This window comes from Pseudomonas sp. B13(2017) (assembly GCF_002113245.1).
GTDB lineage: Bacteria > Pseudomonadota > Gammaproteobacteria > Pseudomonadales > Pseudomonadaceae > Aquipseudomonas > Aquipseudomonas putida_Z.
The window spans coordinates 1-22929 of the sequence record NZ_NEJX01000014.1 but is presented as its reverse complement, the minus strand read 5'-3'; the positions used below and the strand labels follow the sequence as shown (position 1 = coordinate 22929).

Sequence of the window (22929 nt, the reverse complement as noted above, 5' to 3'; positions counted from 1 at the left end):
TATTTGCCGTACCGCCCTGGACTGCCCTATGAATGTCGCAAAGGATCCTGCCACACTCGCACCCGCCAGTACCCTGGACTTGCGCCCCCTGCTGCTGGCCAACATGGCCTGTACCATGTCGATGATGGCCTTCGTCGCCCTGATCGGCCCGATCGCCCGCCAGCTCGGCATGGCCACCTGGCAAGCCGGTGCCGCCGTGACCGTGGCGGGCGTGGTCTGGGTGCTGCTGGCCCGGCCCTGGGGGCGCGCCGCAGACCGCCTGGGCCGTCGGCGCATCCTGCTGCTGGGCAGTGCCGGTTTTACCCTGGCCTACTGGCTGCTGTGCCTGTTCGTCGAAGGTGCGCTGCGCTGGCTGCCGGGGGCGACCCTGGCCTTCATCGGCCTGATGGTCGCGCGCGGCTGTATTGGCGCCTTCTACGCTGCCATCCCGGTGGGCTGCAATGCGCTGATCGCCGACCATGTCGAACCGCAACGCCGGGCCCGGGCCATGGCCTCGCTGGGGGCGGCCAACGCAGTAGGCCTGGTGGTGGGGCCGGCGCTGGCAGCGCTGCTGGCGCGGCATAGCCTGAGCCTGCCGTTCCATATCATGTCGCTGCTGCCGGCCAGTGCCTTTCTGGTCCTGCTGTTCACCCTCAAGCCGCAGGCGCTGTCGCACAGCCATGCCCCCAGCCCGGTGCGGCTGAACGACCCGCGCCTGCGCCGGCCTTTGCTGGTGGCGTTCAGCGCCATGCTCAGTGTCACGGTATCGCAGATCATCGTCGGTTTCTTTGCCCTCGACCGCCTGCACCTGGGCCCTGCCGAGGCGGCCCAGGCCGCAGGCATCGCCCTGACCACGGTGGGTGTGGCGCTGATCCTGGCGCAGGTGCTGCTGCGCCAGCTGGAATGGCCGCCGTTGAAGATGATCCGGGTCGGCGCCACAGTTTCGGCCCTGGGCTTTGCCTGCGGCTCGCTGGCCACCACGGCGCCCTGGCTGTGGGCTTGCTACTTCGTCGCGGCGGCGGGCATGGGCTTTGTTTTCCCGGCGTTTTCGGCGCTGGCGGCCAATGCCATGCACGCCTCCGAGCAAGGCGCCACGGCCGGCTCCATCGGTGCTGCCCAGGGCATGGGCGCAGTGATCGGGCCGCTGGCCGGCACCCTGGTTTATGCCGTCGATCCACGCTTGCCATTCCTGGCGGTGGCGGCGCTGTTGCTGCTGGTCGGGTCATGGCCGATGCCCCGCGATCAGCGGGCCTGACAAGCACAGCGCGCAAGCGCGCAGAGTGTGTTTTAATGCGCATCGCTCATTATTATTGACACCTCTGATTACAAGGCGGCTATGGACACGGGGACGCGACTCAAACTGGTGCGTGAACGCAACAACCTCTCCCAACGGGAACTGGCCCGCCGCAGCGGGCTGACCAATTCGACGATCTCGCAGATCGAGCAGAATCGCGTCAGCCCTTCGGTCAGCTCCCTGAAAAAACTGCTCGAAGGCATTCCGATGAGCCTGGCGGAGTTCTTCAGTTTCGACGAGCCGGTGCGCGAAGAGCGCTACGTGTTCCGTGGCGGCGAGCAGCCAGACCTGGGCCGCAATGGCCTGCGCATGCTGCTGGTCGGCGCCAGTGTCGAAGGCCGGCAGATGCGCATGCTGCGTGAACTGTATGCACCGGGCGCCGATTCGGGCGAACCGATCGTGCATGCCGAGGGTGAAGAGTGTGGCCTGGTCACCCGCGGCACCGTCGAGTTGTGGGTCGATGGCCAGGTGAGCGTGCTCAACTCGGGCGACGGGTACTACATCCCTACTACCCTGCCGCACAGCTTCAAGAACATCGGCCCGGACGAGGCCGAGATTATCAGCGCCAATACCCCGGCGAACTTCTGATTGCTTCATGCGTGCGGGATGGCACCGGCTTCGCCGGTGTTCGCGGCTGAAGCCGCTCCCACAGGGAAGGCGCCAACCCTGTGGGAGGGGCGCCTTCAGGTAAGGCTGTCGACACCCTTACGCAGGACCTCTTCGACAAAGTCCAGGCGGTCCTGCCCGAAGAACATCTCGTCACCGACAAAACAGGTCGGCGCGCCGAACACCCCGCGCTCCACTGCCTCTTCTGTCGCGTGCCTGAGCGCGGCCTTCACCTCGTCATCACCCGCCAACGCGCGAAATGCCTGCGGGTCGAAGCCGCCTTGGCTCAGCGTGTCGTCGAGGACAGCGTTATCGCCCAGGTTGCGGCTCTGCGCAAACAGCCCATTGAACAGCACCGCCAGCAACGCCTCGAACCGCTCCGGCGAACGCAGTTGGGTGCCCACTGCCCCGCGCATCAGGGTCAAGGTATTGACCGGGAACCCCGGCGGCAACTCGAACGGTACCCCATAGCGCGCGGCGAAGCGCGCCAGGTCGGTGAACATGTAACGGCCCTTGGCCGGGATCATCACCGGCGAGGCGTTGCCGGTGGCCTGGAAAACCCCGCCCAGCAGCATCGGCCGGTAACGCAGCGTGGCACCCTGGCGGGCACACAGGCCAGGCAGTTGGGTCCAGGCCAGATAGCTGGCCGGGCTGCCCAGGTCAAAAAAGAAATCGACAGTCTTGTTCATGTGGTTACGGTCCTTGCTCGGTGAAAGGGGCTTACCAACGTTCCATCCAGGGACGCAGGTCCAGCTCGAAGGTCCAGGCGTCGCGGGGCTGGGCGTGCAGAAACCAGTAGCTGTCGGCGATGTGGGCCGGGTCGAGGATGCCATCCTGGTCCTTCAGGGCGTAGCGCTCGGGGAACGTGTCACGGATGAAGGCGGTGTCGATGGCCCCGTCAACCACCACGTGGGCGACATGGATGTTCCGCGGCCCCAGCTCGCGCGCCATGCTCTGGGCCAAGGCGCGCAAGGCGTGCTTGGCCCCGGCGAATGCCGCAAAGCCCGCCGCGCCACGAGTGCCGGCAGTGGCGCCGGTGAACAGGATGGTGCCGCGCTCGCGCTGGACCATGCGCCGGGCCACCGCCTGGGCGGTGAGGAAACCGGCAAAACAGGCCATCTCCCAGATCTTGAAGTATTTGCGCGGGGTTTCCTCGAGAATGCTACAGGGCACATTGGCACCGATATTGAACACAAATGCTTCGATCGGGCCGATATCACGCTCGATGGTTTCGACCAGCGCCGCCACCTCCTCCTCCTTGCGCGCATCGGAGCCAAACCCGTGGGCCTGGCCGCCGGCAGCGCGGATTTCGTCCAGCAGCGGCTGCAACTTGTCAGCCTGGCGCCGGGTAACACAGGCAATGTAGCCCTCGCGGGCAAAGCGCTTGGCGATCTCGCCGCCGGTAGCATCCCCGGCGCCAATCACGAGCACCACTTTTTGTTGTTCTGTCATGCCTGTCCCCATTGGTGAATGATCGTTTAGTAAACGAACGCTATGTTATGATCGCCGCCACCGTCAAGCCCGCCTGCAGAGGCAACTGAATGCGCTACACCAACGAACACAAGCAGCAAACCCGCGAGCGGCTGCTGGCCAGCAGCGGCGCGCTGGCCAAACGCGGGGGTTTTTCCAGCACCGGCGTGGCCGGGCTGATGAAGGCGATCGGCCTGACCGGCGGCGCCTTCTACAATCACTTCCCGTCCAAGGACGACCTGTTCACCGAGGTAGTGCGACAGGAACTGTGCAACAGCCCGCTGGCGCGCCTGGCCAACCAGGGCGCCAGCCGCGAACGCCTGGGCCGTTGCCTGCAGCAGTACCTGAGCCTGGCCCACCTGCACAATGCCGAAGGTGGCTGCCCGCTGCCGCCATTGGGGGTGGAGATTGCCCGGGCCGAAGCACCCGTGCGCGCCGTGGCCGAGCACTGGCTGGTAGAGCTGCACCAGGCCTGGAGCGCGACCCTGGAGGACGACGAATTGGCCTGGGTGCTGATCAGCCAGTGCGTCGGTGCCTTGCTGGTCGGGCGCATGCTGGCCACTGAAAGCGTGCAGTCGCAGGTACTGGACGCCAGCCGCCACTTTGTCGAGAAGACCCTGCATGAAGCGGATTAGTCTACTGCTGGGGCTACTGCTGAGCCTGCCTGCACTGGCCGAACAGGCCTGCCCGCCAGGGCAGTACCAGGTGTGCCTGATGGGGTGTTTCTGTGCGCCCATCGACCCTGGGCAGGCCGGGCAGATTTTCAAGGATGTGGAAGTGCTGGCTTCGTCCAGCCTGACCTACGCCCTGCACCAGGCCCGCGACGAAGCCACCGCCAGCGGCGTCGAGCCGATCCCGTTGCATATCCGTGCGCAACTCGAACCCTGGTACGACTTTGCCGTGCTCGACGCGGCGCGCTTCCGGGTGGGTGACGAACAGCAGATGAGCGCGGCCAATGCGCTGCTGCAGAACCCCGACGTGAACGCCGTGACGCTGATCGACACGATCATTTTCCGCCGCCCCGCCGATGCCGAGGACAACGTGGCGTTGTGGGCACACGAGCTCAAGCATGTGCAGCAGTATCAGCAGCTGGGTGTGGAAGAGTTCGCCCGGCGCTACACGCGCAACTACGACGACCTGGAAGCGCCGGCCTACAAGATCGAGGGCGAGGTAAGCAAGGCGCTGCGCGAGCGTGGTTCAGGGCAGGTCCGGTAAGTCTGGGGCTGCCTTGCAGCCCATCGCCGGCAAGCCAGCTCCCACAGGGACTGCACAGGCCTTGAGAGCTGTGCGGTCGAGGTGGGAGCTGGCTTGCCGGCGATAGGGCCCTGTCAGGATGCCGCCGAAGCTTCTTCAGCCACCTGCTCACGGCTGGCATAACGCTGCGCCAGCACCGCACAGACCATCAGCTGGATCTGGTGGAACAGCATCAGCGGCAGGATCATCGCGCCAATGCCACTGCCGACGAACAACACCTGCGCCATTGGCACCCCGGTAGCCAGGCTCTTCTTCGAACCGGCGAACAGGATGGTAATGCGGTCCTCCAGGTCAAAGCCCAGCAGCTTGCCGAGCAGCCGGGTACCGTACAGCACCACTGCCAGCAAAATCCCGCACACGGCAAACAATCCGGCCAGGTGCTGCGGCGATACCGTGTGCCACAGCCCGGTGACCACCGCCTCACTGAACGCGGTGTAGACCACCAGCAGGATCGAGCCCTGGTCCACCACCTTGAGCCAGCGCGCATTGCGCTTGACCCACGCACCGATCCAGCGCCGGGCGACCTGCCCGGCCACGAACGGCACCAGCAGCTGCAGGGTGATCTTCAGCACCGCATCCAGGCCGGAACCGGTATCGCCGCTGGCCCCCAGCAACATCATCACCAGCAACGGCGTGAGGAAGATACCCAGCAGGCTGGATGCCGCCGCACTGCAAATGGCCGCCGGCACGTTGCCACGCGCCAGCGAGGTGAAGGCGATGGCCGACTGCACGGTGGCCGGCAAGGCACACAGGTAGAGCACGCCCAGGTACAGCTCGTTGCCCACCAGCGGCACGAACAGTGGCTTGAACGCCAGGCCCAGCAACGGGAACAGCACGAAGGTGCAGGAGAACACCAGCAAGTGCAGGCGCCAGTGCCCGGCACCGGCGATGATCGCCTCGCGCGACAGCTTGGCGCCATGCAGGAAGAACAGCAGGCCGATGGCCAGGTTGGTCAGCCAACCAAAATACACCGCGCCGTCGCCCGAGCAAGGCAGCACGGTGGCAATCAGTACCACCCCGAGCAAGGCCAGGGTGAAATTGTCGAATAACATGCGCAAATACTTCATCACAGTTTCCGTCTTGTCATTGTGCAAGGGCAGACGATAAGGTCTTCGGTTTTTCGCCGCTAACGCCGGAACCCCCACCGGTGTCGCTCAACGGACACGCTCCAGCACAGGACCCGCTCATGCCCCTCTCCCGCCTGGCTGCACTTGCAGCCGCCATCACTCTCACCCTGGGCCACAGTGCCGCCCAGGCCGACGACCAGTTGCAGGCCAAGGTCGACCAGATCATCCGCCCGTTGATGCAGGAGCAAGGCATCACCGGCATGGCCGTGGCCATCTATGCTCGCAACCACGCGCACTACTTCAGCTATGGCGTGGCCAGCAAGGCAGACAATGTGCCGGTCAGCCGCGACACGCTGTTCGAGATCGGCTCGCTGAGCAAGACCTACACCGCCACTTTGGCCGCACTGGCCAGTGCCGAAGGCAAGCTGGACCTCGATGCCCCGGCCAAGCGCTATCACCCTGCCCTCGCCGGCGCCCCCATCGGCGACGCAAGCGTGCTGGAACTGGGCGCCTACAGTGCCGACTGCCTGCCGTTGCAGTTCCCGGATGCGGTGCAGACGCCGCCGCAGGTGGTCGATTTCTTCCGTCACTGGCAACCCCGCGCCAAACCTGGCACCCAGCGCTGCTACTCGAACCCTAGCCTGGGCCTGTTCGGTGACCTGGCCGCCCGCGCGCAGCATCAGCCGTTTTCCACGCTGATGAGCGAGGGCCTGCTGAAACAGATGGGCCTGGAAAACACCTATCTGCAGGTCCCGGCCAGCGCCCAGGGGTTGTATGCCCAGGGCTACGACAGTGCCGACAAGCCGGTGCGTGTCGGCCCCGGCCCTTACGCCGACGAAGCCTACGGCATCAAGACCAGCGCCAGCGACCTGCTGCGCTATGTGCGCCTGCACATGCAGCCGGAGGGGCTACCACCGGCGCTGGCACAAGCCACGGCCATTACCCAGCGGGGCTACTTCCAGGTCGGCGCCATGACCCAGGGCCTGGGCTGGGAGCGTTACCCCTACCCGGTCACGCTGGGCACACTGGTCGATGGCAACGGCCCGCAGCTTATCCGTGAACCGCAGGCAACCACGCGCTTGCAACCAGCCCTGCCGCCGCTGCCGGCAGCCTGGTACAACAAGACCGGCTCGACCAATGGTTTCGGCGCCTACGCCGCGTTCGTGCCCGCCGAACAGCTGGCCGTGGTGTTGCTGGCCAACCGAAATTACCCGAACGAAGCCCGGGTGCGCGCGGCCTTCGACATTCTGTCCGGGCTGTAGTGCGGGCAGCGATTGTCGAACAAAACGACACGATGTAGTGGCTAAAAATATTCACTACAAAATGGTTGACGCCGTTCATCGCCCTTGGGCATGATGAAGCCGTCTCCCTGATCGGGAGCGGTGGCAAGGGTGTTCCAGACGGCCTGCGCGGTAACGCAGGCCGTCCGTGGAGAGGGAAACTGTCCAAAAGGCAGCGTGAGAAAGCCCCTGTTGCGATGCTGCTGTAGCAGCCTTGGTAGTGCGCTACACCGTGGTAGCGCCAACTGTGAAAAATCACCTACGAATGGGTAATGGGGGCTTTATGATGAACTTGAACAACAATCCGACTATCGACCAATTGGCTCAGCTGTTCGCCGTACGCAAGGACAGCCTTGACGACCATCTGCTGTGGGTCAGCCAGACCGGTGAAGTGCGCCTCGACCGCCTGCCACCGAACACCGTCGAAGATGAATTCGAAGAGCACCTGCCCAGCATGCGTGCCCGCTTCAAGGTCTACCGCCGTGGCCAAGGCTACGTCGGCAAGAAGGCCGCCGCTGACACCGAGTTCGTTGGCCGCGTCCTGCAGACCCTGCAACAAGAATGGCCCGCTGCCCGTGAGCAGCAGGCAGTCAAGGTGATCGAACCGCTCAACTGAGGGTTCACACCCTTACCTGAGCCCGGCCCGCATAGGCCGGGCTTTTTCATGCCTGGCGCCGCTGGCTGCGGTGCTCTGGCAGCGGCAAGGCGCCGGTTGCCATCGCCCGGGCACGGTCGACACCCCACACCAGGGCGCGGGTCATGGTCTCGCCTGGCCGTGCGGGGTAATACTCCTCCAGCAATGCTCGCCCATCCCCGGCATACAGCCCCAGGAACAGCTGGGTCGCCCCCAGGCGCGACAAGCGCACCTGCACATCCAGCGTGGTGCCGTCACTGAGTGCTTCGTCGTGGCAGCGGCTGTGCAGCTGGGCGTCGGCCCATTGCCAATAGGTCTCTTCCCTGACTCCCATGAGCATTCAATCCTCCGTTGCTGGAATGCCGCGCAAGAAAACCACAGCCTTGGCCATCCTGCGAGCGCTACCCGGCAATGCCATGAGGCGGATCAAGAAATGGCAATAAAAACCCCGCCATTCGGCGGGGTTGTGCTGGAGCGGGATCACTTCTTCAGCGGAACCCGCGGCATGAAGCGGCCTTTTTTGCTGCGCTGCAGGTGTGCAGGCTGGAGCTGTTCGGAATCATCCAGCGTCATGTGGGCGAAGCCCAGGCGGAATGCCGCCTGGCCGCAACGCACCTGGCTGTTGATCGGGAACGCGTCGTTCAGGTCTTCGAAAAAGGATTCGCTCATGCCCTGTCTCCCTCCAGTGGCGGACGCGCCAGCAACCAGAACAGTTGCTCAACCAAACGCGACCTGTGAAGGTGAGACTAGCTGGTCATTTGCGGACCGCCCGGACCGAAGCCCTGGACCCGACCAGCGGCAGACGCTCTACTTCAGGCGCACCGCTGTACCGGTAGCAAATACCACGACCATGCCGCCCTGTACCGACGGCATGCTGATCTCGAAATCCACCCCCACTACCGCATCGGCTTGCAACTGGCGTGCCCGCGCCTTCAGTTCTTCGGTGGCCTGTTCCCGGGCTTCGCGCAGTGCGCTTTCCAGGGTTTGCGAACGGCCGCCGAAGAAGTCGCGAAAGCGTGCAAAGAAATCGCGCACGAAGTTGATGCCCTGCACCGATTCGGAGCTGACCACGCCCAGGTATTCGGCAATCGGGCGGCCTTCGAGCTGGCTGGTGGTGGAAATGATCATGGGGTGCACTCAATTGGCCTGGCAAAAGAGGCCGATTCTAACAGAGCGCAATTCCACTCGCAGATATGCCGTCATTGTGGGAGCGGGCGTGCCCGCGAAGCAGGCACCGCGGTGGTTGGCACGGGCTTCGCCCGTGTTCGCGGGCACGCCCGCTCCCACAGGGTTTGCGCTGGCTTGCGATTTTCAGTCGGGCAGTGATTGAAGGATCAACTACGCGCTGACCGCGCGCAGCCGTTGGCCAATGCGGGCGCCAAACACGTTCACCAGCAACCCTGCCATCACCAGCAATGCGCCCCAGCCCTGGGTCGCGGTCAAACGCTCGCCCAGCAACAACGCCGACGAACTCAGGCCAATCACTGGCACCAGCAGCGAGAACGGCGCCACCTTGCCGGCCGGGTGGCGCGACAGCAGCTTGCTCCACAGGCTGTAGCCGAGCATGGTGGCGACAAACGCCAGGTAAGCCAGGGCCAATACCGAATTCCAGCTGATATTGGCAAGGGCATGGCCAATACGCTCCGGCCCCTCCAGCCACCAGGACAATGCCAGGAACGGCAGTGGCGGAATCAACCCGCCCCAGATCACCAGCGCCACCAGGTCAACCGAGCCAAAGCGCCGGGTAATGATGTTGCCCATGCCCCACATGGCACCGGCACACAGGGTCAGCATCAGCGCCAGCATCGGTACATGGCCGCCGTCTTCGCTGCCGATAAGCGCCAGGCCGCTGGCGGCCACCAGCAGCCCCAGCACGCTGGCCAGGCGCAGCCGCTCGCCAAGAAACAGCGCGGCAAAGCCGAGGGTGAAGAACGCCTGCGACTGCAGGATCAGCGAGGCCAACCCTGGCGGCATGCCGCTGTACATGGCCTGGAACAGGAAAGCGAACTGGCCCAACGAAATGGTCGCACCATAGGCGATCAGCCAGCGCCAGGGCAACTTGGGCCGCTTGACCAGCAGGATCGCCGGGAACGCCACCAGCAAGAAGCGCAATGCCCCCAGCAACATCGGCGGCAACCCATCGAGGCCAACCTTGATGACCACGAAGTTGACTCCCCAGGCAACAATCACCACCAGGGCGATGAGCAGGTCCTTGAGCGGCATTGCGACATCCTTCTTCAAGCTTTCTAGACATATTTCGTTACAGCATAAGGCTATTCCTTTGACAGGGACCAGCACAGTTGCAACCCATCATTGCGCAACAGCACGACTGTTTCACTCGCAATAGATGGCTTGACCGAACTTGTATATACATGCTCATATCATGCGAGGTCATCCGCCTTGCGTCCCGCCGATGACTGACTCGCTTACACAAAAACAATGAAGCGGAGCCACTGAATGTCCAGCAAACCCGTACTCGAGCGGCGCTCGATCGACTACATACCCGAGACTGAACGCCATGGACGCGTGTACAGTCAGTTCACCTTGTGGCTCGGAGCCAACCTGCAGATCACGGCAATCGTGACCGGCGCCCTGGCCGTGGTGCTCGGTGGCGACGTGTTCTGGTCGCTGATCGGCCTGCTGCTCGGTCAATTGATCGGCGGCGCGGTCATGGCCCTTCATGCCGCTCAAGGTCCTCGTCTGGGGCTGCCGCAGATGATTTCCAGCCGCGTGCAGTTCGGGGTCTACGGCGCGGCCATACCGATGGTGCTGGTATGCCTGATGTACCTGGGCTTCACCGCCACCGGCACGGTGCTCTCCGGACAGGCAATCGGCCAATTGCTCGACGTCAGCGACAGCACTGGCATCCTGATTTTCGCCAGCATAATCGTGCTCGCCACCCTGGCCGGATACCGGGTGATCCACTGGATCGGCCGAATCGCCAGCGTGCTGGGCATCATTGCCTTCGTCTACCTGTTCAGTCGCATCATGATGCTGGCCGACATCGGGCAGTTACTCGACAACCGCCACTTCAGTTGGGCATCGTTCCTGCTCGCCGTATCACTGGCTGCATCCTGGCAGATCGCCTTCGGCCCCTATGTGGCCGACTACTCGCGCTATCTGCCAAGCAGTACATCGCCAGTGAGGACCTTCCTCGCCGCAGGCCTGGGCTCGGTGATCGGTGCCCAGGCATCAATGATCCTCGGGGTGTTCGCCGCCGCCATCGCCGGTGCCCAGTTCTCCGGTCACGAAGTGGCCTACATCGTCGGCCTGGGTGGCGCCGGTAGCACCGCAGCGCTGCTGTATTTCTGCATCGCCTTTGGCAAGGTGACCATCTCGACGCTGAACTCTTATGGCAGCTTCATGTGCATCGCAACCATCATCAGCGGCTTCCGCGGCCACCTGGCGATCAGCCGTGCGCAGCGCCTGCTGTTCGTACTGGGCATCGTCGGCGCCGCCACCCTGGTGGCCTTGCTTGGCCAGCATTCGTTTCTCAGCGCGTTCAAGTCCTTCATCCTGTTCCTGCTGACGTTCTTCGTGCCATGGAGCGCGGTCAACCTGGTCGACTACTACTTCATCACCAAGGAGCGTTACGACATCCCCGCCCTCGCCGACCCGCAAGGCCGATACGGCCGCTGGAACTGGCCTGGAATCATCGTCTACACCGTGGGCGTGCTGATACAGATGCCGTTCATCGACACCAAACTCTACACAGGGCCGCTGGTCGCGCACCTGGGCGGTGTGGATATTTCGTGGCTGATCGGCCTGGTAGTGCCGAGCGTGCTGTACTACTGGGTGGCACGGGGGCGGGCGCACGAGGCACCGGCAGCGATGATCGTGCCTGAGGTCCGGTAAGCTCTCGCCGACAGCGTAGAAACGTCTTGCCCTCGCGCCGCAAACGCGATGCGAGGGCAAGACGGCTTTCACCGCGAGCGCGCCAATGTCAACGACGATAGTCCGGCGCGACTCGCTCCAGCATCCGCAACAACGCCGCCCACGCCAGCTGCAGCGCATCCGCATCCGCCAGCTCGCCCGGCTTCAAGCCCCGCCCCGGATCATTGAACTGCCGCTCGGTATGCCTACACACTTCGGCGGGCGGTAAAATCACCTGCCCGGCGCTCTGTGCCGCCAACTGGATCTCGCACGCCTTCTCCAGGTAGTACATGCGCAGGAATGCTTCGGCCACGCTGCGCCCGGTGGTCAGCAGGCCATGGTTACGCAGGATCATCACCGGCTTGTCGCCCAGGTCGGCTACCAGCCTTCGCTGCTCATCCATGTCCAGCGCAATCCCTTCATAGCCGTGGTAGGCCACCTTGCCATAAAACTCCATGGACATCTGGTTGAGCGGCAGCAGCCCACATTCCAGCGCCGCCACCGCACAACCTGCCCGGGTGTGGGTGTGCAGCACACAACGGGCATCCTCGCGGGCAGCATGGATGGCGCTGTGGATGACGAAACCGGCCGGGTTGACCGGGTGCGGCGTCGCTTCCACTGGCCGGCCTTGCAGGTCGATCTTCACCAGGCTGGAGGCCGTGATCTCATCGAACAGCAAGCCGTACGGGTTGATCAGGAAGTGGTGCTCCGGCCCCGGCAGACGCAGGGAAATATGGGTGAAGATCAGGTCGCTCATGCGGAAATGGGCGATCAGCCGATAGCAGGCGGCCAGCTCCTGGCGCAGGCTTTGTTCCGTTGCGGTCATCATTGTTATTCCTTTGCAGAACGCTATTTGCTGGCCCACGCATTGAAGCGCTGTTCCAGCTCTTCGCCATGGTCGACCCAGAATTCCACATTCATCGCCAACGCCCCCTGCAGGTTCTGCGGCGAAGTAGGCACCCAACTGGCCAGGGACGGGTCGAGCTTCGCGGCCGCCTGGGTGTTGGTCGGCCCATAGGGGATCTGCTGCACATAACGCACCTGGGTGTCCGGCTGGTTGGCGTAGGCAATCAGCCGCTTGGCCTGGTCGACATGCCGCGAGCCCTTGATGATCGCCCAGTAATCCATGCCATACAGGCTGCCAGGCCAGACCACTGCCAGCGGGCTGCCCTGCTGGGCCGCCACGGCGATGCGCCCGCTGTAGGTCGAGGTCATCACCACGTCACCCGCCGCCAGCCACTGGGCAGGCTGGGCCCCGGCGTCCCACCACTGGATATGCGGCTTGAGTTCGCTGAGTTTGGCAAAGGCACGCTCGACCCCGGCCGGAGTGGCCAGTACCTTGTATACATCCTCGACCTCGACCCCGTCGGCCATCAGGGCGAACTCCAGGTTGTACACCGCACGCTTGCGCAGGCCGCGCTTGCCTGGGTACTTGCTCACGTCCCAGAAGTCGGCCCACGACGCAGGCGCCTGGGCCAGCTTGCTGCGGTCATAGGCAATGGCCACGCTCCATACCAGCGCGGCCGAGCCGCAGGCTTGTGCCGCGTCGGCAATCAGTTCACCCGCATGGCCCATGCGCTGCCAGTCCAGCTGCTCGTAGATGCCCTCGTCGCAGCCACGCATCAGGTCAGGCCCTTCGATCTGCACCACGTCCCAGTCGACATTGCCGGTGTCGGCCATCACCTGGATCCGTGCCATTTCGCCGTTGTACTCGCTCTGGATCAGCTTGCTGCCATCCTGGGCACTGAACGGTTTGAAGATCGCCTCGTCCTGGGCTTTCTGGCCGGCACCACCATAGCCGACCACGACCATCTGCGGTGCCGCTTGCGCACTGCCCAGGCCCATGGCCAGCAACGCTGCGCAAAGGCTGCTTACACGTGGGAATACCTGCATCGTAGTTGCCTCCTGTCGGTGCCCGACGGGCCCGTTTTCTTGTTGTTGTGAGGTCACGCCCTCGCCATGAGGGTGAGAAAAACCTAGTCGTCGACCAGTAAAAAAACAAGTTGATTTTTTACTGACGCTACACTTTCATAAAAAAACAAGAACAACACCGCACCGGAGCCGCCTGTATGCAGACCGCCTTCCCTCACCTGTTCGAAGCCTTGCAGATCTGCGGCAAACGCTTGAAAAACCGCATCATGTCCACCGGCCACGACACCTGCCTGCCTACCGACAACCTGGTCAACGACAAGCTCATCGCCTACCAGCGCGCCCGCGCCGCCGGTGGCGTCGGCCTGATCGTGCTGCAGGTGGCCGGGGTGCATGACAGCGCCCGCTACACCTCGCATGTGCTGATGGCCACCGACGATGCCTGCATCGACGGCTATCGCCAGCTTGCCGAGGCCTGCCATGAGCATGGCACCGTGGTGCTGTCGCAACTGTTCCACCCCGGGCGGGAGATCATGGAGTCGGCGGACGGCTTGCTGGCGGTGGCCTACTCGGCGTCCGCAGTGCCCAATGAACGCTTCCGGGTGATGCCACGCGCGCTGGACCAGGCAATGATCGACGAGATCGTCCAGGGCTATGCCAGCGCTGCCCGCCGCCTGCACCAGGCCGGGCTGGATGGCGTTGAAGTGGTGGCCAGCCATGGCTACCTGCCTGCGCAGTTCCTCAACCCGCGGGTGAACCAGCGCACGGATGGCTACAACGGTGAGCTCGAACAGCGCCTGCGGTTCCTGCGCGAAGTGCTGGCTGCAGTACGAGCGGCCACCGACGAGCAGTTCATCATCGGCCTGCGCATCAGTGCCGACGAGCGCGACAGCCAGGGGCTGAGCGAGGACGAATCGCTGGCTGCAGCGGTTGCCTTGCAGGGCCAGCTCGACTACCTGCACATCGTTGCCGGCACGTCGGCATCACTGGGCGGCGCCGTGCATATCGTGCCGCCGATGGCCATTCAACCGGCCTACCTGGCCCGGGAGGCCGGCACCTTCAAGCAGCACCTGGGCATCCCGCTGTTCGTCACCGGGCGTATCAACCAGCCCCAGGAAGCCGAACTGATCCTGGCCCGTGGCCAGGCCGATGTCTGCGGCATGACCCGTGCGCTGATCTGCGACCCGCAGATGCCGAACAAGACCGAGCATGGCCAGGTCGAGGACGTACGTGCCTGTATCGCCTGCAACCAGGCTTGCATCGGGCACTTCCACCGCGGCCTGCCCATTTCCTGCATCCAGCGGCCAGAAACCGGCCGCGAATTGCAGTACGAGCAACTGTCCATCACCACCCACCCCAAGCGCATCCTCGTGGCCGGTGGCGGGCCCGCCGGCATGAAAGCCGCCGCCGTGGCCGCTGCGCGTGGGCATCAGGTCACGCTGTACGAGGCTGGCCCGCAGCTCGGTGGCCAGGTGCTGCTGGCCCAGTTGCTGCCACGACGCAGCGAGTTCGGTGGCGCCAGCACCAACCTGCAGCGGGAAATGGCCCTGGCAGGCGTGGAAGTGGTGCGCAACACCCGGGTCGACCGCGCACTGGTAGAACGAGAACGCCCCGACCTGGTGATCGCGGCCACCGGTGCCACCCCCTACTGGCCGGCCTTCGAGCGCACCGGTGAGCTACAGGTGGTGGATGCCTGGCAAATACTGCGCAATGAAGCAAAACCGGGGCGCTCGGTGCTGGTGATCGACTGGCGCTGCGACTGGATCGGCCCCGGCATCGCCGAACGCCTGGTACGCGAGGGCCACCAGGTGCAACTGGCGGTCAATGGCACCCATTGCGGCGAAAGCCTGCCGCTGTACGTGCGCGACCAACTGGCCGGCGAGCTGCATCGCCTGGGTATTCCCGTCACACCGTATGCCCGCCTGTATGGCAGCGACGACAACACGGTGTACCTGCAGCACACCGCCAGCGGCGAACCGATGATCTTCGAAGGTATCGACACCCTGGTACTGTGCCTGGGCCATCAACCGGAAGACCGCCTGGCCACGGAGCTGGCCGGCCTGGTCGAGGTGCGCCGCATTGGCGACTGCCTGGCGCCGCGTACCGCCGAAGAAGCGATTCACGATGGCCTGACGGTTGCCTGGGCGCTCTGAGGCTGTACATACTGCGGCTTTTCACGATGGACCGACGTGCATGAGCCAACTCCCCCAGCCCCCCGCCAGCGAAGCCGGGGGCGCCGCGCCGCAGTTTCTCGGCAGCCGCATTCGCGGCCTGCGCAAACGCCGTGGCATGACCCTGGCGGAGCTGGCCACGCACAGTGAACTGACTGCTGGCTACATCAGCCAGCTGGAGCGCAACCTCTCCTATCCATCGATTCCGGCGCTGTTCAACATCGCCCGCAGCCTGGGGGTGACCATCCAGTGGTTCTTCGCCAGCGAAGCCACCACTGCGCCCGAGGACCAGGGTTATGTGGTACGGCGCAACAGCCGCCTGAGCGTGCATTACGAAGATGGCATCGTCGATCAACTGCTCACGCCCCAGCCCAACCGCCAGCTGGAAATCCTGCATTCGCGCTTCCCTCCGGGCAGCTACAGCCAGCAGAGCTACAGCCACGACGGTGAAGAGGCCGGCTACATCCTCAGCGGCAGCTTCGAGCTGTGGGTGGGCGAGCGGCATTTCCAGCTGGGTGAAGGGGACAGTTTCAGCTTCTCGAGCCAGGAACCGCACCGCTATGGCAACCCCGGCGAGGTGGATGCCGTGGTGATCTGGGTGATCACGCCGCCAACATTCTGAAGCATGCTCGCTCCCCAACATCCAGCAACAGGGTCTACCTTGTTAACCGAACTTCAGAGGAGCACAACCATGAAGCAGATCCTGATCATTGGCGCGGGCTTTGCCGGCCTGTGGAGCGCGCTCAGCGCCGTCCGCCAGCTTGACCTCCATGGCCGCAAGGATGTCGAAGTCACCTTGCTTGCACCCCAGGCCGAGCTGCATGTGCGCCCGCGCTTCTACGAGCCCGACGTCCATGCCATGGCCGCGCCGTTGCAAGAGCTGTTCGATGCCGTCAACGTCCGCTTCGTGCAGGGCACGGCCTTCCACATCGATGAAGCGGCCCGCCGCGTCAGCTACCGCACCCGCAGCGGTACCCAGTGCAACCTGCCCTACGACCGCCTGATCATGGCCTGCGGCAGCGTGCTCAACCGGCCCGACATGGTCGGCATCGAGCATGTGTTCGATGTCGACAAGCTCGACAGCGCCGCGCGCCTGGAAACCCACCTGAAGTCACTGGCGAACCTGCCCGACACACCGGCGCGCAATACCGTGGTGGTGGCCGGCGGTGGCTTTACCGGCATCGAGACCGCCACCGAACTGCCGGCCCGCCTGCGCGAAATCCTCGGCGAGGACGCGGCGTTGCGCGTGGTGGTGGTCGACCGTGGGGCGAGGATTGGCGCGGCCCTGGGTGACGGCATCCGCCCCGCCATCGAGCAGGCCTCCGAGGCCCTGGGCGTGGAGTGGATCTGTGGCGCCACGGTAGCCTCGGTCGACCCTGCCGGCGTGCTGCTGGACAACGGCCAGCGCATCGACGCCAGCACGGTGATCTGGACCGTGGGTTTCAAGGCCAACCCGCTCACCGAGCAGATCAGTGGCGAGCGCGACCGCCAGGGCCGCTTGCATGTCGACGGCAATCTCAAGGTGAAAGGCAATGATGCCGTGTACGCAGCAGGTGATGTGGCCTACGCCGCCTGCGACGAGCTTGGCAATTACGCGGTGATGTCCTGCCAGCATGCGATTCCGCTGGGGCGTCATGCGGGCAACAATGCGGCGGCCGAGCTGATTGGCGTGGCACCTAAGACCTACAGCCAGCCCAAGTACGTGACCTGCCTGGACCTTGGGGCCTGGGGGGCGGTGTATACCGAAGGGTGGGAACGCACGGTGTCACCACCGGAGGACAAGGCCGAGGCCAAGGTGTTGAAGGCGCAGATCAATACCGTGTGGATCTATCCGCCGGCGGCCGAACGTGCTGCAGCGCTGGCAGCGGCTGACCCGGCTATTCCAGTGGCCTGAGGTTGATTGTGGGAGCGGCCTTGTGTCGCGAAAGGGCCGCGCAGCGGCCCCAGGATGTCAGCGTTTACACCGAGATCTCTGGGGCCGCTTTGCGGCCCTTTCGCGACACAAGGCCGCTCCCACAGAGTTCGCGCAAGCCTTTGAAGCTTGCGCAAGACAGCAGGATCAGGCAGCAGCAAACAGCTCGTTGGCAATCTGCGCCTGGGCAGCATCGATCGCCTGGCTGCGGTGCTCAGGGCCATAGGCCAGGCCATGGGCGCGGACGATTTCCAGGTCGGTGACACCGATGAAGCCCAGGAACACCTTGAGGAAGTCCTCATGCCCGGCGCCAGTCGGCTGGCCAGCGTGCAGGCCACCGGCGGTGGACACCAGCACTACCTTCTTGTTGCCGCACAGGCCTTCCGGGCCGGCTTCGGTGTAGCGGAAAGTCTTGCCGGCGACGGCAACGCGGTCGATCCAGGCCTTGAGCTGGGTCGGCACGGTGAAGTTGTACATCGGCGCACCAATCACCACGGCATCGGCAGCCAGGAACTCTTCCAGGGTTTCCGCGCTCAGCTTGGCTTCGAAGGCCTGGGCTGCGTCGCGCATGTCTTCCGGGGTGCCAGCCGCTACCAAGGTAGCCGCGGAGAAGTGGGCGATGGCGTCAGCGGCCAGGTCGCGGTACACCACTTCCACGCTCGGGTCGGCGGCTTTCCAGGCTTCGACCACTTCGCGGCTCAGTTGGCGGGAGGCGGAATTGTCGCCCAGGATGCTCGAATCGATATGCAACAGTTTCATGGGACTCTCCTGTGAATGAAGACCGCGACGTTGGGCGATCACGATGGGGAGAATCCTACCGACATCAACAATAGCTGATAAGGCAGCAAAAATGCGTTAGTTTGTCCTACAGGTGGAACAGTGAGACATTCCCATGCAAGACCTCAACGACCTTTTCTACTTCGCCCGCGTGGTCGAAGCCGGCGGTTTCGCCGCAGCCGGCCGCCAGCTGGGCATCCCCAAGTCGCGCCTGTCGCGGCGTATCGCCGAGCTTGAAGAACGCCTGGGCACGCGCCTGCTGCAACGCACTACAAGGCAACTGAAGCTCACCGCGGTGGGCGAGCGCTACCTGCACCACTGCCAGGCCATGCTGCTAGAAGCCGAAGCCGCCGACGAGGCCGTCGCCAGCATGAGCAGCGAACCGCGCGGGCGCTTGCGGGTGTCCTGCCCGGTGGCATTGGCCCACGCCTTTCTGCCGGATGTGATCAGCCGCTTTCTCGCGCAGTACCCGCTGGTGCAACTGGACATGGTGCTGCTCAACCGCCGGGTCGACCTGATTTCCGAAGGTATCGACGTGGCCCTGCGCGTACGCGACCTGGGCGATGAAGACCCGGCCCTGGTCACCCGCCGCCTGCGCCAGGCGCAGATGCAGCTGGTTGCAGCGCCCGGTTTCGCCGACCACATCCGCGAACCGGGCCAACTGGCATCATTGCCGGTGCTGGGCGCTGCCGAGGCGGACCGGCTGGTACACTTCCGCCTGTTCGGCCCCCATGGCAAACAGCAGGAAATCGCCCTGGAACCGCGCCTCGCCATCGATGATTTCGTAGTACGTAATGCTGCTGTACGGGCAGGCCTCGGGTTTACCGCGCTGCCCAGCATGTTCTGTGAAGAAGAACTGGCGCGCGGCGAACTGGTGCGCCTACTGCCGGACTGGTCGCTGCCGGGTGGCTACCTGCAGGCGGTGTACCCGCACCGGCGCGGCTTGCTGCCTGCGGTACGGGTATGGATCGACCACCTGGCGGCGTCGTTCGAGGCCTGTGGAGAAAAGTATGTCTGAGCGGAACATGAGCGAAGCCCAGGTGGCAGCGTTCTGCCTGAGCCTGCCGGGTGCGCGGGAAGACTACAAATGGGGTGGCATCCGGGTGTTCTCGGTGGCGGGCAACAAGATGTTCGCGGTGCTCGACCTGGCGGGTGCGGGGTTGTCGTTCAAGGTGGCCGACGAACTGTTTCTCGGCTATTGCGATCGCCCGGGGGTGCGGCCTGCGCCGTACCTGGCGCGGGCGCGGTGGATCAGCATGGCATTGCCCTACCCCATGGGGCGTGAGGAGCTGTGTGATCTGTTGCAGCGCTCGCACCAGTTGGTGGTGCGGCGGTTGCCTAAGCGGTTGCAGGTGGGGTTGGTAATCTAGCTAGCCTGTGCCGGCCTCTTCGCGGGCTTGCCCGCGAAGAGGCCGGCACAGTCACATATCAACTGAAGGGCAGATACCGCCCGCCAAGAAACAGCCAGTCCGCCCAGAACACCTGGTGCACCAGCACAATCCCCCAGAACACCAGCTGGTACGACACCTTGCGCGTCTTGTGCCGATACAGCTGCTGCGCCAGCAGTGCCCCCGGCCAGCCGCCCAGCAGCTCACTGGCATGCAGCACCTTCTCGGGCGTACGCCAGGCTTGGGTACGCGCCTGCTGTTTGTCCTGCCAATACAGCAACAGGCTGATCAGGCTCATTGCCGGGTACAGCGCCAGCGGCCACCAGGCCTGGTCGACCCAGGCCATCCGCGCCGCGCCCAGGCCCGGCAGCAGGCACAGCAGGCCCAACAGCAGCAGCTTCAGGCGCACATTACGTACGCCCTCCCCCCTTTGCCCACGCGCTGCCTCAGCCATGTGCCGTCGCCCAGTCGACCCAGCCGAACTGCCAGGTCGCCAGGATCAGCAGGCCAAAGGCAATGCGGTACCAGGCGAACACCGCGTAGCTGTGGTTGGCAATGAACTTGAGCAAGCCACGCACGGCAATCATGGCAAAGATGAACGAGGTCACGAAGCCGATGGCAAATACCGGCAGGTCGCCGGGCTGGAACAGGTCGCGGTACTTGTAGCCCGAATACACCGCCGCACCGACCATGGTCGGCATCGCCAGGAAGAACGAGAACTCGGTAGCCGCCTTGCGCGACAGGCCGAACAGCAGGCCACCGATAATGGTCGAGCCGGAGCGCGAAGTGCCCGGGATCATCGCCAGGCACTGGATGAAGCCGATCTTCAGCGCGTGGCTCCAGCGCATGTCGTCCACGTGGTCCACCTCCACACGGTGCTCGCGGCGCTCGGCCCAGAGCATGATCACCCCGCCCACCACCAGCGCAGCCGCCACGGTGATCGGGTTGAACAGGTATTCGTGAATCAGGTCGGCGAACAGCACGCCCAGCACCACTGCCGGCAGGAACGCCAGCAACAGGTTACCGGTGAAACGCCGCGCCGTGGGCTGGCTGGTCAGGCCGAAGACCACGTCGAAGATCTTGCCGCGAAACTCCCACACCACCGCCAGGATCGCCGCCAGCTGAATGATGATGTTGAAAGCCATGGCCCGTTCGCCACCAAACCCGATCAGGTCGGCGACGATGATCTGGTGGCCGGTACTGGAGATCGGCAGAAACTCCGTCAGCCCTTCGACCACGCCTAAGATGATTGCCTGGAAGGCAGTCCAAAAATCCATCGTTCCCCCGATGGAGCGCTGCTCGTTGCAGGCCCCTTGTTCTTGATTTGCTTGAAGTTGCCGCACGCGGCCCGGCTGTTTTACAGCGACTGTTGGGCGCAATGCCAGTAGAAAAGTTCACGCCGCCTAAAGGTTTCATCTTGCGCGGCCGAAATCCTAGCAGAGCGCGTTTGCAATCGCCTTGTACAAACTGCTGCAGACTATTGGATGGACAGCACTTAGCCATTAGTCGAGTGGGGGCGTGGCGCAAAGCATGCTTGGATGCGCCTGAATAAAAAGAACAATGCGGGAGCTGTGGTATGAAAACCCTGAGATCGATGTCTATCAGCCGCCGTCTGTGGCTGATCCTTTTGGTGGCGGTGGCCATGCTGGTGGTATTGGGCCTGCTGATGCTGCGCCAGATCCACGGTGACCTGTACCAGGCCAAAGCGGAAAAGACCCGCCACGTGGTACAGACCGCAGCCGGTGTGCTGGCCTATTACCAAGGCCTGGAAGCAGCCGGCACACTCAGCCGCGAGGCGGCCCAGCAACAGGCGCTGCAAGTGGTACGCGCGCTGCGCTACGACCAGAACGACTACTTCTGGATCAACGACCTGGGGCCGAAGATGATCATGCATCCGGCCAACCCCAAGCTCGACGGCCAGGACCTGTCGGCCATCCGCGACCCCGACGGCTTTGCCGTGTTCAACGAGATGGTCGCCCTGGCCCGGCAGCAGGACGCCGGGCCGGTCAACTACCGCTGGCCCAAGCCCGGTGCCAGCGAGCCGGTGGCCAAGACGTCCTACATCCAGCTGTTCAAGCCTTGGGGCTGGATCATCGGCTCAGGCGTGTATGTCGACGATGTACAGGCCGAATTCGCTCGCCAGTTGCGTGACGCCTCGCTGGTAGGCGTGGCCATTGCCCTGCTGATGGCGCTGGTGGTGATGCTGATTGCCCGCAGCATCGCCCGCCCGCTGCAGGAAGCGGTGCAGGCCATGGGCAACATCGCCAGCGGCGAAAGCGACCTGACCCGGCGCCTGGACACTCACGGCCGTGACGAAATCACCCACCTGGGCGAACACTTCAACCGCTTCAACGGCAAGCTGCAAGGCGTGGTCGGCCAGTTGCAAGGGGCGGCCCATGCCCTGGCCCGGTCCGCCGGGCATGTCGGCGACAATGCCGGTGCCGCGCAACAGCACAGCGCCCAGCAATCGCTGCAGATGGACCAGGTGGCCACTGCGGTCAACGAAGTGACCTACGCCGTGCAGGACGTGGCCAAGACCGCCGAACAGGCCGCTGGCGAAATGCGCACCGCACAACAGCAGGTAGCACACGGCCAGGAGGCCATTCACGGCAGCCTGGCGCAGATCGACCGGCTGTCGCTGACCATCGACCAGGCCGTGCAGGTGATCCGCGACCTGGCCGGGCACAGCACGCGCATCGGTGGTGTGCTGGACGTGATCCGCTCCATCGCCGAACAGACCAACTTGCTGGCGCTGAACGCAGCCATCGAGGCGGCGCGGGCCGGCGAGCAAGGCCGTGGCTTTGCCGTGGTCGCCGACGAGGTGCGCCTGCTGGCCCAGCGCACGGCGCAGTCGACGGCCGAGATCCATACCATGATCGAGCACCTGCAAAGCCAGTCGGACGCTGCGGTCAAGGCCATCGACACCAGCAGCGAGGCCTCGCGCCAGACCGTCGAGCAGGCCCGCGAGGCCGGTGCCAGCCTGGATGCCATCAACCAGGCGCTGAACAACCTCACGGCGTTGAATGCCTCAATCGCCAGCGCCACCTTGCAGCAGTCGCACGTGGTCGAAGAGATCAACCGCAACGTGCTGGATACTGCCGGGTTGTCGCAGCAGACCGCCGATGCGGCGCGGCAGTCCAGCGATGCCGGGATGGCGCTGGGGCAGCTGAGCGAAGAGCTGGAGCAGTTGTTGCGGCAGTTCCGGGTATAAGGTTGAGAATGCCGGGGGCGCTTTGCGCCCCTTTCGCGACACAAGGCCGCTTGTATGGTGATACTCGAAGGGGTGGTGGGACGAAAAAGCCGAATCTGACTGTTCACAGCAGTACAGACCGTGGGAGAACTCGCCCCACCCCTT

At 64.3% G+C, this 22929-nt stretch carries 25 protein-coding genes; 13 read left to right on the top strand and 12 right to left on the bottom strand.

Translation table 11 applies throughout. The annotated features are described in order from the left end of the window. Window positions 1-28: 28 nt before the first annotated feature. The gene (locus CAG44_RS18080; protein ID WP_085692679.1) at window positions 29-1234 is read left to right on the top strand and encodes an MFS transporter; all 1206 of its coding nucleotides are present in this window, start codon (window positions 29-31) and stop codon (window positions 1232-1234) included. A gap of 81 nt (window positions 1235-1315) precedes the next feature. Continuing rightward, window positions 1316-1861: a cupin domain-containing protein gene (locus tag CAG44_RS18075; RefSeq protein ID WP_003248033.1), complete on the top strand. Its 546-nt coding sequence runs from the start codon at window positions 1316-1318 to the stop codon at window positions 1859-1861. A 95-nt stretch (window positions 1862-1956) separates the two neighbouring features. Here CAG44_RS18075 and CAG44_RS18070 read toward each other — a convergent pair whose 3' ends face one another. Next, window positions 1957-2568, bottom strand: a complete 612-nt coding sequence (locus CAG44_RS18070) for a 2-hydroxychromene-2-carboxylate isomerase (protein WP_085692678.1) — start codon at window positions 2566-2568, stop codon at window positions 1957-1959. 31 nt (window positions 2569-2599) lie between these two features. After that, window positions 2600-3331 carry an SDR family oxidoreductase gene (locus CAG44_RS18065; protein WP_013972478.1) on the bottom strand — a complete coding sequence of 244 codons (732 nt, stop codon included), beginning with the start codon at window positions 3329-3331 and terminating at the stop codon, window positions 2600-2602. Between the two features lie 89 nt (window positions 3332-3420). Between CAG44_RS18065 and CAG44_RS18060 the strand changes: the two genes are divergently transcribed. Beyond that, complete coding sequence (locus tag CAG44_RS18060) at window positions 3421-3984, top strand: TetR/AcrR family transcriptional regulator (protein WP_085692677.1); 564 nt, start codon at window positions 3421-3423, stop codon at window positions 3982-3984. Continuing rightward, on the top strand, window positions 3971-4564 hold the full coding sequence (locus tag CAG44_RS18055; protein WP_085692676.1) for a DUF4157 domain-containing protein: 594 nt from the start codon (window positions 3971-3973) through the stop codon (window positions 4562-4564). The genes CAG44_RS18060 and CAG44_RS18055 overlap by 14 nt, the downstream gene beginning before the upstream one ends. A gap of 113 nt (window positions 4565-4677) precedes the next feature. On the opposite strand, the gene CAG44_RS18050 is transcribed toward CAG44_RS18055, so the two are convergent. Next, window positions 4678-5670 (bottom strand): bile acid:sodium symporter family protein, encoded by a 993-nt coding sequence (locus CAG44_RS18050; protein ID WP_015270181.1) that lies wholly within the window; start codon window positions 5668-5670, stop codon window positions 4678-4680. 119 nt (window positions 5671-5789) lie between these two features. Between CAG44_RS18050 and ampC the strand changes: the two genes are divergently transcribed. Continuing rightward, a complete protein-coding gene (ampC, locus tag CAG44_RS18045) occupies window positions 5790-6932 on the top strand; it encodes a class C beta-lactamase (RefSeq protein WP_085692675.1) in 1143 nt (380 codons plus the stop codon). A 301-nt stretch (window positions 6933-7233) separates the two neighbouring features. Next, the gene (locus CAG44_RS18040; RefSeq protein ID WP_003253895.1) at window positions 7234-7566 is read left to right on the top strand and encodes a hypothetical protein; all 333 of its coding nucleotides are present in this window, start codon (window positions 7234-7236) and stop codon (window positions 7564-7566) included. 46 nt (window positions 7567-7612) lie between these two features. Here CAG44_RS18040 and CAG44_RS18035 read toward each other — a convergent pair whose 3' ends face one another. The 4 genes from CAG44_RS18035 to CAG44_RS18020 form a co-directional block, all read right to left on the bottom strand. Beyond that, the gene (locus CAG44_RS18035) at window positions 7613-7924 is read right to left on the bottom strand and encodes a hypothetical protein (protein WP_085692674.1); all 312 of its coding nucleotides are present in this window, start codon (window positions 7922-7924) and stop codon (window positions 7613-7615) included. A gap of 140 nt (window positions 7925-8064) precedes the next feature. Beyond that, entirely contained in the window at window positions 8065-8253 is a 189-nt protein-coding gene (locus CAG44_RS18030) for a hypothetical protein (RefSeq protein ID WP_003253897.1), read from the bottom strand. Window positions 8254-8391: 138 nt separating this feature from the next. After that, on the bottom strand, window positions 8392-8712 hold the full coding sequence (locus tag CAG44_RS18025) for a YbjQ family protein (protein ID WP_003258990.1): 321 nt from the start codon (window positions 8710-8712) through the stop codon (window positions 8392-8394). Window positions 8713-8922: 210 nt separating this feature from the next. Further along, window positions 8923-9807: an EamA family transporter gene (locus CAG44_RS18020; protein WP_085591242.1), complete on the bottom strand. Its 885-nt coding sequence runs from the start codon at window positions 9805-9807 to the stop codon at window positions 8923-8925. Window positions 9808-10041: 234 nt separating this feature from the next. On the opposite strand from CAG44_RS18020, the gene CAG44_RS18015 reads away from it, so the two are divergent. Beyond that, window positions 10042-11439 (top strand): cytosine permease, encoded by a 1398-nt coding sequence (locus CAG44_RS18015; protein ID WP_085591244.1) that lies wholly within the window; start codon window positions 10042-10044, stop codon window positions 11437-11439. Window positions 11440-11527: 88 nt separating this feature from the next. On the opposite strand, the gene CAG44_RS18010 is transcribed toward CAG44_RS18015, so the two are convergent. Then, a complete protein-coding gene (locus tag CAG44_RS18010; RefSeq protein ID WP_085692747.1) occupies window positions 11528-12283 on the bottom strand; it encodes a class II aldolase/adducin family protein in 756 nt (251 codons plus the stop codon). Between the two features lie 23 nt (window positions 12284-12306). Continuing rightward, window positions 12307-13350 (bottom strand): ABC transporter substrate-binding protein, encoded by a 1044-nt coding sequence (locus CAG44_RS18005; RefSeq protein ID WP_085692673.1) that lies wholly within the window; start codon window positions 13348-13350, stop codon window positions 12307-12309. A gap of 176 nt (window positions 13351-13526) precedes the next feature. On the opposite strand from CAG44_RS18005, the gene CAG44_RS18000 reads away from it, so the two are divergent. The 3 genes from CAG44_RS18000 (at window position 13527) to CAG44_RS17990 (ending at window position 17391) form a co-directional block, all read left to right on the top strand. Then, entirely contained in the window at window positions 13527-15479 is a 1953-nt protein-coding gene (locus CAG44_RS18000) for an FAD-dependent oxidoreductase (protein ID WP_085692672.1), read from the top strand. A gap of 40 nt (window positions 15480-15519) precedes the next feature. Next, window positions 15520-16119, top strand: a complete 600-nt coding sequence (locus CAG44_RS17995; RefSeq protein WP_025339404.1) for a helix-turn-helix domain-containing protein — start codon at window positions 15520-15522, stop codon at window positions 16117-16119. A gap of 69 nt (window positions 16120-16188) precedes the next feature. Beyond that, window positions 16189-17391 (top strand): NAD(P)/FAD-dependent oxidoreductase, encoded by a 1203-nt coding sequence (locus tag CAG44_RS17990; RefSeq protein ID WP_085692671.1) that lies wholly within the window; start codon window positions 16189-16191, stop codon window positions 17389-17391. A 165-nt stretch (window positions 17392-17556) separates the two neighbouring features. On the opposite strand, the gene CAG44_RS17985 is transcribed toward CAG44_RS17990, so the two are convergent. Then, on the bottom strand, window positions 17557-18168 hold the full coding sequence (locus CAG44_RS17985) for an FMN-dependent NADH-azoreductase (protein ID WP_049277030.1): 612 nt from the start codon (window positions 18166-18168) through the stop codon (window positions 17557-17559). Window positions 18169-18301: 133 nt separating this feature from the next. Here CAG44_RS17985 and CAG44_RS17980 point away from each other — a divergent pair, with 133 nt between their 5' ends. Continuing rightward, on the top strand, window positions 18302-19204 hold the full coding sequence (locus CAG44_RS17980; RefSeq protein WP_013972466.1) for a LysR substrate-binding domain-containing protein: 903 nt from the start codon (window positions 18302-18304) through the stop codon (window positions 19202-19204). Further along, window positions 19197-19556, top strand: a complete 360-nt coding sequence (locus CAG44_RS17975; RefSeq protein WP_025339408.1) for an MmcQ/YjbR family DNA-binding protein — start codon at window positions 19197-19199, stop codon at window positions 19554-19556. The genes CAG44_RS17980 and CAG44_RS17975 overlap by 8 nt, the downstream gene beginning before the upstream one ends. A 58-nt stretch (window positions 19557-19614) precedes the next feature. Here the strand turns inward: CAG44_RS17975 and CAG44_RS17970 are convergent, their stop codons facing one another. Beyond that, window positions 19615-20028, bottom strand: a complete 414-nt coding sequence (locus CAG44_RS17970) for a DUF1294 domain-containing protein (protein WP_025339409.1) — start codon at window positions 20026-20028, stop codon at window positions 19615-19617. Next, entirely contained in the window at window positions 20021-20851 is an 831-nt protein-coding gene (locus tag CAG44_RS17965; RefSeq protein ID WP_025339410.1) for an undecaprenyl-diphosphate phosphatase, read from the bottom strand. Before CAG44_RS17965 ends, CAG44_RS17970 begins: the two co-directional genes overlap by 8 nt. A gap of 299 nt (window positions 20852-21150) precedes the next feature. On the opposite strand from CAG44_RS17965, the gene mcpP reads away from it, so the two are divergent. Further along, window positions 21151-22785 (top strand): methyl-accepting chemotaxis protein McpP, encoded by a 1635-nt coding sequence (mcpP, locus tag CAG44_RS17960; protein WP_085619327.1) that lies wholly within the window; start codon window positions 21151-21153, stop codon window positions 22783-22785. Window positions 22786-22929: the final 144 nt, after the last annotated feature.